Source organism: Cohnella silvisoli (genome assembly GCF_021190915.1).
Taxonomy (GTDB): Bacteria; Bacillota; Bacilli; order Paenibacillales; family Paenibacillaceae; genus Cohnella; species Cohnella silvisoli.
The window spans coordinates 153,944-170,873 of the sequence record NZ_JAIOAP010000009.1 but is presented as its reverse complement, the minus strand read 5'-3'; the positions used below and the strand labels follow the sequence as shown (position 1 = coordinate 170,873).

Sequence of the window (16,930 nt, the reverse complement as noted above, 5' to 3'; positions counted from 1 at the left end):
GCAGGGATGAAACAAGAAGAATTAGGCACATCGGACAAAATTTTGTCCGAAGCGATCGAGCTTTTCCATCATAAAGGCTTTAAGTCCGTCACGATGAAAGAGATCGCCGCGGCTGCCGCGGTAAGCGAAATGACTGTTTTCCGGCATTTCGAAACGAAGCTGGGCGTGCTTGAAGCGGCCATTCGTAAGTATTCTTACATTCAGCCGATGAAGAAGCTGTTCGAAGAACAGATCGTCTGGGATTTGTACGAGGATTTGAAAATGTTCGCGAAGACGTATCACGAGAGCATGAGCCGCAACAAGGCTATCTCGTTCATCGCCATTCAGGAGAGAAATAACATGCCCTGGATAACGGAGCTTGCCGAGCACAATCCCGGGCAATTGAAAGAGTTGCTGACTCGTTACTTTCAAGATATGCAAGCCCAAGGAAAGATGGTGGCAGCGGATTCGGCAGGCCAAGCTACCGCGTTCATGACCTTGAATTTCGGCTATTTCATGAGCTGTAATCCCAGTATCAAGAGTACCGATACGGACGCCTTCATTGAAAATAGCGTGCAAACCTTCGCCAGAGGGTTGAGACCCTGAATGATTGGGTTCGCAATAGTGTGAGGAGACGGGTTGACGATCACGAGGATGCTTATCGGCCTGTGTGATCGTGGAGCTCGATTTTTTTAATCAATATGTTAGTTACTAATAACTAACATCATAAAAAGGAGAACAAAACCATGCAACAGTCTGCCGAAGGTGTACGCAATAACGGAGAAAAGCTGCTTCGCGTCCTTTTTTTTACGCTTATTCTGTCGGTTATGAATGCTTCGATGTTTAACGTTGTGCTTCCGAAAATATCCGCTGAGTTCGATTTAGTTCCATCGCAGGTGAGTTGGGTTATAACGGCATACCTTGTTGTCTATGCTGTGGGTACGGTTATCTACGGTAAGCTCGCCGATCATTACAGCCTAAGGAGCCTTATCACCTTCGGTCTGATTTTCTTCACGATTGGATCGATAGCGGGCTTGTTGGCACACACGTATTGGATGGTTGTAGCCGGGCGCGTGCTGCAGTCGGCAGGGGCGGCGGTTATTCCGGCAACCGCGATGCTTATTCCCGTGCGTTATTTCCCTATGGAGAGAAGAGGCCGGGCGCTTGGCATGGTTGCAGTCGGACTCGCGCTTGGAAACGCGATAGCTCCGATTGTCGGCGGTTTGGTATCCAGCATGGCAAGCTGGCGATTATTATTCGGCTTATCCGGTTTGGTACTGCTGACATTGCCTTATTACCGTAAATATTTGGGCACGGAAAAACGCAGATCGGGGCACACGGATTACATCGGCGGCGTATTACTAGGAGGGACGGTTGCCACATTGCTATTGGGGGTAACTCTAGGTAATGGCTACGTTATTGCTCTTGGAGCAATCTGCTTCTTATTGTTTCTAGCGCGTATCCGGTTAGCTTCGGAGCCGTTCGTGCAGCCGAAGCTATTTCGCAATAGAGCGTATACGATAGGGTTGGTAATCGCGTTTACGAATACAGGCGTGGTTATGGGGCTGCCTTTCCTGACTCCGCAGCTATTAACGAGCACGAATGGATTGTCCCCGGCCGAAGTCGGATTCATTATGTTGCCGGCAGCCGTCGCCTCCGCTTTGATGGGAAGGAAGGGCGGGAAACTGGCCGATGCGAGGGGAGCCTCCGCGCTTGCTTATATCGCGATTTTCTTGTTGTTCGCGTGTTTTGCCTTATTGTCCGTCCTTGCCGGGATGTCGCCGATTTACATTATGCTCATTCTGATCCTAGGCAATCTTGGACAAACGTTCATGCAAATCGCGTTATCGAAAACGATATCCGGTACGCTAGCGAAGGATCAAATGGGCGTAGGGATGGGGCTATTCTCGATGAACTCGTTTATCGCCGGTGCCGTCTCCGCTTCCGTGGTCGGGAAAATACTCGATTATGGAGAGCCGACGATACGTTTGAATCCTTTTTTCGGGAACCATGCCGGGCTTGCCTACAGTAATATTTTCGTCGTATTCGCGTTGCTTGTTATAGCGGTGTTTCTCTTGTTTTATTTTCAATTCGGAACTTACGGCAACAAAGCCGTCAGCGTTCTCGGCATAGGGGAAGAGAAGGGATCCATCCAGCCTAAGTAAGGTCTTTTTCGCTACTTACTTGGTACATTTCGACGTTTCCTGCTATAGTATACTTAAGCACATCATCGGAGGGATTTCATGCTTAGAAGACGCTTCGGCAACTTGGATTCCGTAGGTGCGGGCAAAGCATCTAAGGATCAATTCGACCGTTGGCGTGAGGATCGGATACGCAAGATGCGCAATAAGGAATACGGACAATGTGTCCCAAGCGTGGCGCCAGACCTGCGATTTCTGCAGCACAACCGCAACGAACCGTCCGTAACATGGATCGGCCACTCCACTTTTCTCATTCAGATGGCAGGCTTGAACATCGTCACGGATCCGGTGTGGGCAAGAAGAATGGCGTTCCAGAAAAGACTAGCTCCGCCAGGCATCGAATTATCGGACATGCCATCGGTAGATGTCGTCCTCATCTCGCACGCCCACTACGATCACCTTCACGTCGCATCCCTTCGCAAGCTAAGGGGGCCCAAGAAGATGATCGTACCCGCTGGACTGCGGAAGAAGCTCATGATTCGCGGATTCCTCCAAGCTCAGGAGCTGCACTGGTGGGAAGACATCTCTTTCCACGGCGTTAAGTTTACATTCGTGCCCGCGCAGCATTGGACCCGTCGGAATCCCTGGGACATGAACACTTCTCACTGGGGGGGCTGGGTGCTGCAAATGCCTCACGGTCCGACGATTTATTTCGCGGGGGACAGCGGTTATTTCCGCGGCTTCAGCGATATCGGACGCAAGTTTAATATCGACGTTGCCTTGCTTCCTATCGGAGCTTATGACCCAGAATGGTTCATGGCATCGCAGCATGTCAGTCCGGAAGAAGCTTTGCAGGCTTTCTTGGACGTTAAGGCGAAGTATTTCGTACCTATGCATTACGGTGCATTCAAGCTTTCGGACGATACGCCGGCCGAGGCGTTGCAGCGATTGGAGGCAGCCCGAGCGGAGCTCGGCATTCCGCAAGAGAAGCTATTATTGCTGCAGCACGGCGAAACGATGCGTTTTGAAAGCCATAATCTAGAAACCCCTAAGTAAAGGATGATTAGACTCATGATTACCGTATCCGGCGTAAGCCTGCGTTTCGGCAAACGCCCCTTGTTCGAAGATGTTAACATTAAGTTCACTCCCGGCAACTGTTATGGTTTGATCGGAGCAAATGGCGCGGGTAAATCCACGTTCTTGAAAATATTGTCCGGCGAAGTGGAATCCAGCTCGGGCGAAGTATTCATTACACCGGGAGAGCGCCTTGCGGTACTCAAGCAGAACCATTACGAGTACGATGATTTTAACGTGCTTGAAACGGTTATTATGGGCCATGAGCGCCTGTACAAAGTAATGAAAGAAAAAGACGCCATCTATATGAAAGAAGATTTCTCCGACGAGGATGGCATGCGCGCGGGCGAGCTGGAAGCCGAGTTCGCCGAGATGAACGGCTGGGAAGCGGAGAGCGAAGCAGCGGGAATGTTGAACGGCCTGGGAATCACGACCGAGCTGCACGACAAGAAGATGTCGGAGCTGGACGGCAATGAGAAGGTTCGCGTCTTGCTCGCGCAAGCGTTGTTCGGCAGCCCGAATATTTTGCTGCTCGATGAGCCTACCAACCACTTGGACCTCGTGTCCATTAACTGGTTGGAAGATTTCTTGTCTCGTTATGAAGGTACCGTTATCGTCGTATCCCATGACCGCCACTTCCTGAACCAAGTGTGTACGCACATCGCGGACATCGATTACGGCAAAATCCAGATGTACGTCGGCAACTACGACTTCTGGTACGAGTCCAGCCAACTGGCTATGAGACTCATGCGCGACCAGAACAAGAAGAAGGAAGACAAGATTAAGGAATTGCAAGAGTTCGTGCAACGTTTTTCCGCGAATAAATCCAAAGCCAAGCAGGCGACAAGCCGTAAGAAGCTGTTGGACAAAATATCGCTCGACGACATCCGGCCTTCTAACCGCAAATATCCATTCATTAACTTCAAGCCGGAGCGCGAGGTAGGTAAACAAGTCGTGACGGTAGAGAATCTTACCGCATCCGTAGATGGCGAGAAAGTGCTGAACGGTGTTAATTTCGTCGTCAATAAAGGCGACAAAATCGCGCTTGTCGGTCCTTACAGCCACGCGAAAACGCTGCTGTTCCAAATTCTCGTGGGGGAAAAAGAGCCTGAAGCGGGTTCGGTCACTTGGGGCGTAACGGCGGTCAAAGCTTATTTCCCTAAGGAAAACTCGGCGTACTTCGACGGGGTCGACCTGAATCTGGTCGAATGGCTCCGCCAGTACACCAAAGACCCGGACGAATCGTTCATTCGCGGTTTCCTCGGCCGGATGCTGTTCTCGGGTGACGAAGCCTTGAAGAAAGGCTCCGTCCTATCCGGAGGAGAGAAAGTCCGCTGCATGCTGTCCCGAATGATGCTTACGAACGGAAACGTGCTCATGCTGGACGAACCGACGAACCATTTGGACTTGGAATCCATCACTGCGCTCAATAACGGATTGATAGATTTTGACGGTCCGATCATCTTCACGTCCCATGACCATCAGTTCATGCAGACGATCGCCAACCGGATCATCGAGATCACGCCTAACGGCATCATCGACCGGATGATGACCTTCGACGAGTATCTGGAGCATCCGGAAGTACAGGAACTCCGTGCGCGCTTAATACCTGAAGAAGCTAAATGATGAAACGACGCTTGCCGACAACCGGCAAGCGTTTTTGCTGCTCGTAAACTTCGTCCATAGTCGAATAAACCGACTATGACGGGCGTAAACCCAACAATACCCGGCCCATAGTCGAATAAACCGACTAAAACAGACTGCCTGTGCAAGGCGGCGCCTAAAGTTTGTTCACATTTCACGTTTCTATGTTCTGCCGATCGGAGACACTATTATGATGTGCTAGGGTGGATTTAATTGCAGGAAGGGAGGTTGGAGCGATGGACGTCTACGGCGATATCAAAAAAGGGGAAAAAGGCGCTTGGATCAGCATTTGGGCTTATTTGGTGCTTTCTTCTTTGAAGCTGACGGCCGGTTGGATATTCGCATCCGAAGCGTTAACGGCGGACGGCTTCAATAACGTGACGGATATCGTTGCGTCCGTTGCCGTGCTGATCGGCCTTCGCATTTCCCGGAAGCCGCCGGATCAGGACCATCCTTATGGGCATCTAAGAGCGGAGACGATTGCCGCGTTGCTCGCTTCTTTTATCATGGGGACGGTCGGTCTTCAGGTGTTGATTGCCGCCGTGCGTAACCTGTGGAATGGGGAATTCGTGTCCCCGGGCCTAAATGCAGGCTGGATTGCACTCCTTGCCGCCGCCGCTATGTATGGCATATATACATATAATGTAAGGCTTGCCCGGCGAATTAACAATCAAGCTTTAATGGCGGCTGCTAAAGATAATCGCTCGGATGCGTTAGTCAGTTTGGGGGCCGCGATCGGTATCTTCGGGTCTCGTCTAGGATTGCCTTGGCTTGACGGTGTCGCTGCGATTGTCGTCGGCTGCATTATCTTGAAAACCGCTTGGGAGATTTTTACGTCTGCAACCCTAACGCTTACGGACGGATTTGACGTCAAACAGCTTATGAGCTTAAGAACGACAGTGGAGAAGACAGAAGGGGTAAAGGCAATCAAAGATATCCGGGCGAGAATCCACGGAAGCACCGTTCTCGTCGATGTCGTTATTGTCGTAAGTCCTGACATCTCGTTGGTGGAGAGCCATGCGATATGCGATACGATCGAGCAACGAATGAAACGCAAGCACGATATCGTTAACGTACATGTGCACGTGGAGCCGGACGAGTAAATTTCGGTGTTATACACGGATAGCAAACCCAAACTCAGTCGGCCTTAACGGCATGCTAGCCGATTCTGTGACCCACGACGATCTGAGTTTATGAGTAGAGATGTTTATCATCACTAATCGTGTGACGCTGCTGGGGTGAGATATTATTAAGAATGTAAAACATCCTAATTTGATTAATATCGCCTTCATTCTACGCAAAACATGGATTACTACGATGAAATTCATCGCTAATACATCAAAACATACTAAGATTCTCGAGATAACAATATAAAACATCGTATTATGCCAACCATCGAAAATGAGGAACTTGAAACCCCTTGATAGGCGATAAGGCAAGCATTGGGAATACCGGTTCATGTTCGGAGGCAGCGCGTTGTAAAATATAACTATCAAAAAAAGAGTTCAGGTACCGCCCGATGAGCGAAACTTGAACTCTTTTGCCGTTTATACGTGGAAGGATGGTGACTTGTCTATTGCATTAAAGCGAGAACAGCCTCGGAGCACTTGGCCGGATGGTACTCTGCATTGCGTAAAGCCATCAGCGTATCCCGGTGCTGATAAGCCGCATAAGGCTCTTGGATCAAGCGGAACCAGCGGTCGATCGTCTCGTTGGATTTCATCAATTCCCCGAAGCCGTGCGTGACGAAATACTCGGCGTTCTCTTCCTCTTGGCCTGGAATAGGCTCGTAGAAAAGCATCGGAATCCCCTTGGCCATGCCTTCCGTGCAGGTCATTCCGCCGGGCTTCGTAACAAGCAGGTCCGAGACGTCCATAAGCTTGCTGATTTCCTTCGTATACCCGATGACATGCACGTTAGGATGCTGAAACCGCGGATCGGACAGCAACTTGTCCTTGGCCTTCTGGTTGTTGCCCATGCAGAGAATGAGCTGTACGCGATCGGCGTAGGCTGCCATATACTCCACGAGTTCTTCTCCATAAAGAAGGCCCCAGCCTCCGCCCATGATGAGAACGGTAGGCATGTCCTTAAGCTGGAATTGCGAAAGAATTTCCGCTCGGTCGTGAGGATGCCAGAAATTCGGATGTACAGGTATTCCCGTTACTTCGATAGAAGCGGGAGGGACCCCACGTGCAATTAATTTGTCTCGAACGGCCGGAGTGCTTACTAAGTATGTATTGACTTCTGGATTGGTCCAGGTTGCATGGGCATCATAATCCGTTATGAGCGTATACAAAGGGACATCCAGACCCAGCCGTTTTAACCGACTAACGACGGCATTGGGGATCGGATGGGTGCAGACGATGGAATCCGGCTTTAATTGGCGGACCACATCTGAAACTTGATTGTAGAATAACCGATGCAGCGCGAATTGCGTCATGCGGTTTAATGATTTATGATAGCCGCTGCGGTAAAATCTTCCGACCAGCTTGGGCTGTTTACTTACGGTTTTGCGATAAGCGGACAAAATCAGCGGGCCGATGATCGGATTCAGAAAGGTGCCCAATTCAATGACACGCGTCTGGATCCGCGGCGACAACTGGCGCAACCCGACCGCGAGTGCATAGGCGGCTTGCGTATGTCCGGTACCGAAACCTTCGGAAAGCAGCAGAACTCTTTTTTTACGCATAAGAAATGATCCTCCACTTTACCTATTCCCATTTTACGCTGAAGCGGCACTCGGAACAAGTGGTACAATAATAAGAAACAAAACTAAGGAGGAAATGATGACAATGAATGAACTCGGAGCAATGACGGAAATTGTGAAAATGTCTTATAAAACAGGGGATTATGTCGGCGAGGTCATCGAACGGGATGATCGGCGACTGCTCGTCAAGGTACTAGCGGTGCTCCAGCATCCAACTCAAGGGGATCTGCACAGTTCATATGATCCGGATGCGGCCATGTTCCATGAACGCAGGGCGCTTTCTTACACGGAGAAAGTGTGGGTGCCGATTCAGACCGCGCAGCCCTATACGGGCGCGATTCCTGAGTACCGCGAAACGTTGCAAACCGCTCTGGGCATCGAGATGGAGAGAATGGACCGCTTAAAGCGTTGGTCGGAGCGCTGCATGGAACAATTGGAGAGCCTTCGTAAAGATTATGGGATGTAAAAATATCGCAAAATAGAATGTCGACTTTAAGATAATAAGATAAATCTCTTTTTGCGACTAATGTCCCGTTTTTCCAGTTTTTCCTTCATTTTTTCGAACGGTTGTCCGTTATAAGTATTAGTATGGAATCATGATTTTTCCTTGGGAGGAACTTCACAACGATGAATAGTAATCGAAGCACCGATCGGCAGACGCAATTACGTTCTCTCTCTATCTCGTTCCGCCTGCGGGTGGCATTCTTGTTGTTAGCATTGGTTTGGGGTTCTGTAAGCGGCATAGCTTACGCGGAAGATACGGTTACATCCGTTGAACTCAGTTCGGTGTCGGATACGAAGCTTTATGTAGAAGACGGCTCTATTTCGTTGACTCTATGGGCTAACTACAGAGAAACATCCAACAAAAAAGATGTAACGACAGAAGCGACATGGACCTCATCCAGTTCGGCGGTGAAAGTCGATAAAGGTGTGCTTACGGCATCCGCCAATGCCACTTCTGCCACGATTACGGGGAAATATAAAGGGTACTCGCAAACTATTAACGTAAGCGCCGAGTACCGTTACAGCGAACTAAAGCTGAGAATTGACAATTCAACCACAGATGCGCCGGATAAAGCGGATGTTGAATTGGGAAAAACCGTTAGCTATGATGCGTTTGCGGTCAAAACGGGCAGCAGCGAAGAGATCGAAGTTACTACCGATGCCCAATGGACAACCTCGAATGCTTCAGTCGCAACCGTCAGCAGGGGAGTCGTTACGTTGGTGACTGCCGGAACTGCAACGATTACGGTCAAATATCAAGGGCGTTCAGATACGATTGCCTTGACGGTGACCTCCCCTTATAAATCGTTGGCTATTACTCCTACGGGACCGATTGATATGAATGTCGGAGATACGGATATTGCTTTGGTAGCGACAGCAGTGCCCAAATTGGGCACGTCAGAGCCCGTAACTGAGAAGGCAACTTGGAAGAGCGACAATATCTCCATTGCAAAAGTGAATGAAAAGGGCGTATTAACGGCGGTAGCTCCAGGCATGACGACTGTTTCCGTCCAATACTTGGGTGTATCGGCTTCGGTAAAAGTAGTTATACGGACTAAATTCGAAGCGCTTCGGATTACGCCAGACCAACCTTTATATTTACCGCTGCAAGGAGGCGCTGTGGAGCTTATTGCGAAGGTCATGAACAATCCAGACGCACAAGAGGATGTGACCGATAAGGCGGTTTGGGAATCTTCGGACCTGCGTATTGCAACGGTGGGAAAAGATAGTACTTCAGGCAAAATGGTTGTCAGCCCCAAAGGCGAAGGAACGACGAAAATCAAAGCTACGTATTTGGGACTGACCAAGGAATTGGCCATTACAGTATTTCCGAGCGTAACGGCTATTAATATTGAAAAAGACAAGCTGGACGTATATGTTGACGACACGGCCGACTTGCCGGTTGTAAAAGGCACTACGATATCCGGTGACAGCAGGGATGTCGGTAAGCTCGTAAAATGGAAGTCGGACAACGAAAATATCGTTAAAATCGAAAACGGCAAATGGATCGCCAAATCGATTGGGACAGCCAAACTAACGGCTGAAGTTCAGAACAGTCCGCAAGGTAGCGTAATGAGCGATACGATTGAAATAAACGTTCAGAATAAAGTGTTGGTCTTGATTCCTGAAGTCAATGATGTCAGCCTTGTAATCGGTAAAGAAACCGATCTGCCGAAGGTTCATGTCGTTTACGAGGACGGCTTTGAAGATGATGTAACAGCAAAAGTAACGTGGAAATCATCTTCCCCTAATCTGTTGGTTAAACAGCCGAGGATTAAAGGACTGCTGCCCGCCAAAGTAACCCTTACCGGTACGTACTTGAACAAAACAGTCAAAGTAAACGTCGTGGTCGAGGAAGAGTTCGTCAGTTTTGTAATCGAGCCGGCAAAACTTGCTTTAACCATAAACAAATCCCAAACGATTAAAGTGACAGGCAAAACAAAGAGCGGAAAGAAAGTGTCGCTTGGCAGTCGATTGGATTGGAACAGTTCATCCGAATCGTTGGCATCCATTAAAGGCAGCAGCGTGAAGGGCCTGGAAGAAGGAACAGGCAAGCTTACCGCAACGATTCAAGAAAAAACCTTGGAGATACCTTTTACGGTTAAAGCCAAGCTTATAAAGCTGACCGTTTCGGAGACGTCATTCAAAGGTTCTATCGGCGCTCAATTTTCCACGAAAGTGACAGCGGCATACGAGGATGGTAAAATCCCGGATGTTACGGCGGCAGCGACATGGACAACGTCCCAAGCCAGTGTGGCGAAGGTAGATAAAGGTGTTATTACGGCAGTTGGAAAAGGTTCTGCAACTATCAAAGCTGTCTACGAAGGCAAGACCATTACGGTTCGAGTCTCGGTCAAATAGAAGGGAGACAAAAACATGAGCAGCGTTAACGGACTTCTATCAGCGCCGGCTGGATCGCTTCAACAACAGGTTGGAATAGCGGTATTAGCTAAATCCCTTGATTTCACCGAGCAACAGGGCGCACAGATGGCTCAATTGCTCCAACAAAGCGTTCAACCTCATTTGGGTGGCAAGCTCGATATTAAAGTGTAGATACAATTGTAAAAAAGATTAAAGGGCTCCCAGTCGGGAGCCCATTGTCGTAATAAGTTGGGTATACTAGCTCGTAAGTGTTTAAGAATTAATAAAGGCAGTCATCAGCTTCTTGCTAAAGATGACTTGGTAATTCAAACCGGTGCTGATGACGGCAAGCGGTACATACGTTTTCTGTATTTTGCCTACCTGCTGAAAGTATGCGGGGGTATCTAAAGGCTGGGTTACGCCGTTCACGATAATCGTTTTGGCGCCTACCGTGATGATCACCTCGCGACCGTCTTTCGAGAAAACGGCGGTTTTCGTTTTTTGGATCCATTTCAGATTGGCTCCAACCGCGCTCGCCACATCCGTTAGAGCAAGGAAAGTCGTGTTTTTAACGGTTGTCGGCTTGTTCGGCGGCTCTTTGCCGTTAATGACGATGGAAAGCGGAACATCGGCTGCTCTCGGCGCGGGCTTAAGGTATTGCTTCCATATAAGTTCGGCGAAGGTTTGCGCTATGGCTTCGTAACCAGCTTGTTTAGGGTGATTATCGTTACCATCAAACAAAGCGATGTATGTATAATTCGTCTCGTTGTTTACGAATTTGGTGGAAACGGGTGCGATGGTTACCGGTATGCCTTCCTTTGAGAGACCATCCGTAAATTCGGTCAAGCGGCCGGACAGCTTCTTGACCGCAGCGGATAAATCAGCGTACAAAGCATGCCCTGTCGGTAAGGGAAGGTATTGATCTGCCAGTATGATTTGTGCATTAGGAGCCAGTACATGAAGCTGGCGGATCATTTTATCCAAATTCGTTGTATATTTATTCATCAAACTGTCAAAATTGTCCTGCACATACTTTTTCGCATCCTCGGTGGATTGTTTGAGCATCGTTTTAATAAAATCTCCGAAATCATTTCCGCCGATCGTCATGACGACCAAATTCGCTTTAGCGAGATCAGTTGCAATTTGCTGAGTTTTCAAGGCAACGGAATCCGCTTGCTGCGGTACTCCGTCAGGTAACGAGGAGAAGTCCTGCAAATCGGCTGCTTTCAATGGTTTCCCGTCGGCGGCACCCTGCAGAAGGTTGATAAGACCAGGAGTCTGTAAACCCATGATGGCGTAATTGGCGAGTTCGGCGCGTTTGTGGAAAAGAGCTTGTTCGTACAGGCGATCGACGTATCCGTAAGGAACGGATTTCCCGGTCATGCCAGGCTCATACCCCACGGTTATCGAGTCTCCAAGCGCTACGATTCGATAAGTTTCCTTTGGTGACGGTACATTCTCGGCTGCAGTTACAGTCGTTACAGTCATTACAGTGGTTACAGTCATTACTGTAATCAAGATTGCCATTGCTGTTTTACGCAAATTCCATTTCATTTTGGCCAAATCCTCCCCAAACTCATCCGCTGACGCTCATGGCACCAAACAATACTTATCGGCACCATAAAAATATTAAATTGCCATTCATCTCGCGGTGGTGTTAAAATAATATAATAATAAAATGAATAATTATGAATAATCGCCGCGCTTAACCACGAATATCCTCGAATCCCCGGACTTTTCCGTAGCTTCCCTTCAGTATCTATTCTAGGTCATTTGGGACGGGATTAGAAGCCGTTATTGCTTAATTTTCCTCAAACACTGCTTACAGAAAGGTTGATATATATGATAGAGATGCGCAAAGGTCTACCTGTCAAGCAGGGGATGTACGACCCGCAGTTTGAGAAGGATGCATGCGGCATGGGATTTGTCGCACACATCAAAGGCAAGAAATCGCACGAAATCATTGAACAGGCGCTCACTTTGCTCTTTAATATGGAACATCGCGGCGGCCAAGGCAGTGAGCCTAACACCGGCGACGGAGCAGGAATCTTGCTGCAAATTCCCCATCGTTTCTTCCTTAAGGAAACGGCAAAGCTCGGTTTTACGTTGCCTGAAGAAGGCCAATACGCCGTCGGTATGGTGTTCCTGCCTCAAGAGGAATCTGCGCGTCGTAACCACGAGGAAATATTCGAGGCGATCATCGCCGAAGAGGGTCAGTCCCTTCTGGGCTGGCGTACGGTTCCAACCAATGACGATACGCTGGGCAAATCCTCGAAGAAGGTAAAGCCTTTCGTCCGTCAAGCGTTTATCGCACGCTCGGCAGCGTTGACAAGCGATATGGCATTCGAGCGCAAGCTGTACGTGATCCGTAAGCGCGCGGAGCAAGCGATTCGTTATGCCGGAATCGAAGGAGCGGACATGTTCTATTTTCCGAGCCTGTCGAGCAAGAAAATCGTATACAAAGGGATGCTGACCACGGAACAGGTAGGGCATTTCTATTCGGAACTGCACAATCCCGAGCTGGAAACGGCAATGGCGCTCGTTCACTCGCGTTTCAGCACGAACACGTTCCCAAGCTGGGAAAGAGCTCATCCGTTCAACTATTTGATACACAACGGCGAGATCAACACGCTTCGCGGCAACGTGAATTGGATGCACGCTCGTCAAACTTTATTTAGTTCCGAGTTGTTCGGGGACGATCTGAACAAGATTAAACCGGTTATCGCTCCGGATGGTTCGGATACGGCGATGTTAGATAACACGTTTGAATTCATGTACTTGGCCGGACGTTCGATGGCGCATGCCGCGATGATGATGGTTCCGGAACCGTGGCAGAACGATGAGCACATGGATGAAGACAAAAGAGCGTTCTACGAATACCATGCTTGCTTGATGGAGCCTTGGGATGGACCTGCTGCCGTAGGCTTCACGGACGGCGTGCAAATCGGCGCTATTCTTGACCGCAATGGCTTGCGTCCTGCCCGTTATTACGTGACGAAGGACGATTTGATCGTTCTTGCCTCCGAAGCCGGAGTCGTCGATATCCCTGAAGAGGATATCGTCTTGAAGGATCGTCTCCGTCCGGGCCGCATTTTGCTCGTAGATACGAAGGAAGGACGCATTATCTCCGATGAAGAGGTGAAGCGTTCCATCGTTACCGAGCATCCGTACCGTGAGTGGCTGAATGATCACTTGGTCGATTTGGAAGAGCTTCCGGAAGCCAAGGAGCTTCCTGAGCCGGATCATGATACGGTTCAACAGCGCCAGCAAGCATTCGGATATTCGTTCGAGGATATTCGCAAAGTCATGGAGCCGATGGCGCTTACCGGCGTGGAGCCGCTCGCTTCGATGGGATACGATTCCCCTCTTGCCGTGCTTTCGGAGAAGCCACAACGCCTATTTAACTATTTTAAGCAACTGTTCGCGCAAGTAACGAACCCGCCGATCGACGCGATCCGGGAAGAGATCGTTACTTCGACTTATACGACCGTCGGACCTGAGCGGAACCTGCTCAATCCGGAGCCGGAAAGCTGTCGCCAGATCCGTCTCTATTCGCCGATACTCTCTAACGAAGATTTTGCGAAGCTGAGGCACGTGCACCGTCCTGGCTTTAAGTCGATCACATTGCCGATTTTCTTCCCGGTCAGCGAGGGTGAAGCAGGCTTGCGAGGAGCGTTAAAGCTGCTTTGCGAAGCAGCGGATCGCCTGATCTCCAAAGGGCATAACATTCTGATCCTGTCCGACAGGGGCACGGATGCCGATAATGCGGCTATTCCTTCCCTGCTTGCCGTATCGTCGCTTCATCATCACTTGATTCGTCAAGGCACTCGGACAAAGGTCAGCATTTTGCTCGAATCCGGAGAGCCGCGGGAAGTTCACCATTTCGCTTTGCTGCTCGGTTACGGCGTAAGCGCGGTTAATCCTTACTTGGCATTCGAGTCGCTCGATGATCTCATTCGCCAAGGCATGCTTCGCAACATTTCGCACGAGAAGGCAGTCAAAAACTTCATTAAAGCGGCCACCAAAGGCGTAGTGAAAGTACTGTCCAAGATGGGGATTTCCACGATTCAGTCTTACCGCGGCGCGCAAATTTTCGAAGCCATCGGCCTGAACACTGAAGTCATCGATCAATATTTCACATGGACGCCGTCCCGGATTGAAGGCGTGGGTCTTGACGTAATTACGCAGGAGACGCTGTCCGCTCATCGTCGTGCCTTCTCCAAACAAGAAGGAGCGGAACGCGAGCTGGATTCCGGCGGCGATTACCAGTGGCGTAAAGACGGTGAGGATCATCTGTTTAATCCGCAGACGATTCACACGCTGCAGATGGCGACCCGCACGGGCAACTATGAGACGTATAAGAAGTATTCAGCGCTTGTCCAAGGCGAATACGAGCAAGTCCGTACGCTTCGCGCCTTGCTGCAATTCAACTTCGATCAGCCGCCAGTGCCGATCGAAGAGGTAGAGCCGATTGAAGCGATCTTCAAGAGATTCAAAACCGGAGCAATGTCTTTCGGTTCAATCAGCAAAGAAGCGCATGAGTCGCTCGCCATCGCGATGAACCGAATTGGCGGTAAATCCAATTCCGGCGAAGGCGGAGAAGATTCGGCCCGCTACATTCCGGATGCGAACGGCGATTCTCGCCGCAGCGCGATCAAACAGGTCGCGTCCGGTCGTTTCGGCGTAACTAGCTACTATCTCTCCAACGCGGAAGAGATTCAGATCAAGATGGCGCAAGGCGCTAAACCCGGCGAGGGCGGCCAACTCATGGGACGTAAAGTGTATCCGTGGGTAGCGGAAGTACGCGGAACGACGCCGGGCGTCGGACTAATCTCGCCCCCTCCGCATCATGATATTTATTCGATCGAAGATTTGGCGGAGCTCATTCACGATCTGAAGAACGCCAATCCGCGTGCGCGCATCAACGTTAAGCTTGTATCCGAGGTAGGTGTGGGTACGATTGCCGCTGGCGTTGCCAAAGGCCGTGCCGATGTTATCCTTGTTAGTGGTTACGACGGAGGAACGGGTGCTTCACCGATCGGTTCGATCCGTCATGCGGGCTTGCCTTGGGAGCTCGGTCTTGCGGAAACGCATCAGACGCTGATCCTGAACAATTTGCGCGACCGCGTCGTCGTTGAAACCGACGGCAAAATGATGACTGGCCGTGACATTGCGATTGCCGCATTGCTTGGCGCCGAAGAATATGGCTTCTCGACTGCGCCGCTTGTCGTTCTTGGCTGCATCATGATGCGCGTCTGCCAATTGGATACTTGTCCGGTCGGCGTCGCGACGCAAAATCCGGAACTCCGCAAGAAGTTCATGGGCGATCCGGATCATGCGGTCAACTTCATGAAATTCGTGGCGCAGGAATTCCGCGAGATCATGGCTCAGCTCGGCTTCCGCACCGTCGAAGAGATGGTCGGCCGCGTAGATCGCTTGAACACGAAAATCGCGATCAAGCATTACAAAACGCAAGGAATCGATTTGACGCCGCTGCTGCATATGCCGGAATTGCCGGAAGGCTCGTTCCGTTATAACGCCAAAGGGCAAGATCACTTGCTGAAAGATTCCTTGGATATGCAGAAGCTGCTTCAAGCAGCAGCGCCTGCGCTTGAGAATAAGCAACAAGTGAAAGGTTCGTTCCCGATCAAGAACACGAATCGCGTTGTGGGAACGATCGTTGGCGCGGAGGTAACGAATCGTTACGGGAAAGACGGATTGCCGGCGGATACGATCCAGTTCCATTTTACCGGAACCGCAGGTCAAAGCTTCGGAGCGTTCATTCCTAAAGGAATGACCTTAACGCTTGAAGGGGACTCCAACGACTACGTGGGCAAAGGGCTGTCGGGCGGTAAAATTGCCATCTACCCTTCTGCCAAGTCGTCATTCAAAGCCGAAGATAACGTCATTATCGGAAATACGGCATTTTACGGCGCAACCAGCGGAGAAGCTTACATTCGCGGTGCGGCAGGCGAGAGGTTCGCGGTGCGCAACAGCGGCGTTAATGTCGTCGTTGAAGGCGTAGGCGACCACGGCTGCGAGTATATGACCGGTGGACGCGTCGTTGTTCTGGGTAAAACCGGACGCAACTTCGCTGCGGGAATGTCAGGTGGAATCTCTTATGTCATCGACTGGGACGGGAAATTCGTCAACCGTTGCAACTTCGAGATGGTTGCGCTTGAGTCTCTTGAGGATGAAGCGGAAATCGCCGAAGTGCGTGCCATGATTAACAAGCATGTTCAATTCACGAACAGCGATCTTGGACGCCGGGTGCTGGAGGATTGGGACAACATCGTGACCAAGTTCGTTAAAATCATCCCGAAAGATTACAAACGGATGATGGAACAGATCGCGAAAGTGCAGTCTCAAGGCCTCAGCGGCGAGCAAGCTCTATTGGCTGCATTCGAAGCTAACATGCGCGACTTGTCCCGCGTTGGCGGCAATTAAATAAACTTACATGAAAGCATCTGGGAACTTAACTAACAAGTTTCCCGGGTGCTTTTTTGTATATGAATCTAGC

The 16,930-nt window shown here is 50.0% G+C and carries 11 protein-coding genes; 9 read left to right on the top strand and 2 right to left on the bottom strand.

The annotated features are described in order from the left end of the window. Positions 1-6: 6 nt before the first annotated feature. The 5 genes from K7P76_RS17945 to K7P76_RS17925 all read left to right on the top strand — a co-directional run bounded on the left by K7P76_RS17945 (position 7) and on the right by K7P76_RS17925 (position 5,941). A complete protein-coding gene (locus K7P76_RS17945; RefSeq protein WP_232186694.1) occupies positions 7-585 on the top strand; it encodes a TetR/AcrR family transcriptional regulator in 579 nt (192 codons plus the stop codon). 140 nt (positions 586-725) lie between these two features. Further along, positions 726-2,144, top strand: coding sequence for an MFS transporter (locus K7P76_RS17940; RefSeq protein ID WP_232186693.1), 1,419 nt, complete (start codon positions 726-728; stop codon positions 2,142-2,144). Between the two features lie 78 nt (positions 2,145-2,222). Continuing rightward, positions 2,223-3,176, top strand: a complete 954-nt coding sequence (locus K7P76_RS17935) for an MBL fold metallo-hydrolase (protein WP_232186692.1) — start codon at positions 2,223-2,225, stop codon at positions 3,174-3,176. Between the two features lie 15 nt (positions 3,177-3,191). Next, entirely contained in the window at positions 3,192-4,820 is a 1,629-nt protein-coding gene (locus K7P76_RS17930) for an ABC-F family ATP-binding cassette domain-containing protein (protein ID WP_232186691.1), read from the top strand. Positions 4,821-5,074: 254 nt separating this feature from the next. After that, positions 5,075-5,941, top strand: a complete 867-nt coding sequence (locus K7P76_RS17925; protein ID WP_232186690.1) for a cation diffusion facilitator family transporter — start codon at positions 5,075-5,077, stop codon at positions 5,939-5,941. Between the two features lie 470 nt (positions 5,942-6,411). On the opposite strand, the gene K7P76_RS17920 is transcribed toward K7P76_RS17925, so the two are convergent. Further along, a complete protein-coding gene (locus K7P76_RS17920; protein ID WP_232186689.1) occupies positions 6,412-7,527 on the bottom strand; it encodes an MGDG synthase family glycosyltransferase in 1,116 nt (371 codons plus the stop codon). Between the two features lie 103 nt (positions 7,528-7,630). On the opposite strand from K7P76_RS17920, the gene kapB reads away from it, so the two are divergent. From kapB to K7P76_RS17905, 3 genes are all read left to right on the top strand, one after another. After that, the gene (gene kapB / locus K7P76_RS17915) at positions 7,631-8,011 is read left to right on the top strand and encodes a sporulation phosphorelay system protein KapB (RefSeq protein ID WP_232186688.1); all 381 of its coding nucleotides are present in this window, start codon (positions 7,631-7,633) and stop codon (positions 8,009-8,011) included. Positions 8,012-8,172: 161 nt separating this feature from the next. Next, positions 8,173-10,410 (top strand): Ig-like domain-containing protein, encoded by a 2,238-nt coding sequence (locus K7P76_RS17910; RefSeq protein ID WP_232186687.1) that lies wholly within the window; start codon positions 8,173-8,175, stop codon positions 10,408-10,410. Between the two features lie 15 nt (positions 10,411-10,425). Further along, entirely contained in the window at positions 10,426-10,602 is a 177-nt protein-coding gene (locus tag K7P76_RS17905) for a YjfB family protein (RefSeq protein ID WP_232186686.1), read from the top strand. Positions 10,603-10,683: 81 nt separating this feature from the next. Here the strand turns inward: K7P76_RS17905 and K7P76_RS17900 are convergent, their stop codons facing one another. After that, positions 10,684-11,964 carry an SGNH/GDSL hydrolase family protein gene (locus K7P76_RS17900; protein ID WP_232186685.1) on the bottom strand — a complete coding sequence of 427 codons (1,281 nt, stop codon included), beginning with the start codon at positions 11,962-11,964 and terminating at the stop codon, positions 10,684-10,686. Positions 11,965-12,252: 288 nt separating this feature from the next. On the opposite strand from K7P76_RS17900, the gene gltB reads away from it, so the two are divergent. Continuing rightward, positions 12,253-16,857, top strand: a complete 4,605-nt coding sequence (gltB, locus tag K7P76_RS17895) for a glutamate synthase large subunit (protein WP_232186684.1) — start codon at positions 12,253-12,255, stop codon at positions 16,855-16,857. The last annotated feature ends 73 nt before the right edge of the window (positions 16,858-16,930 follow it).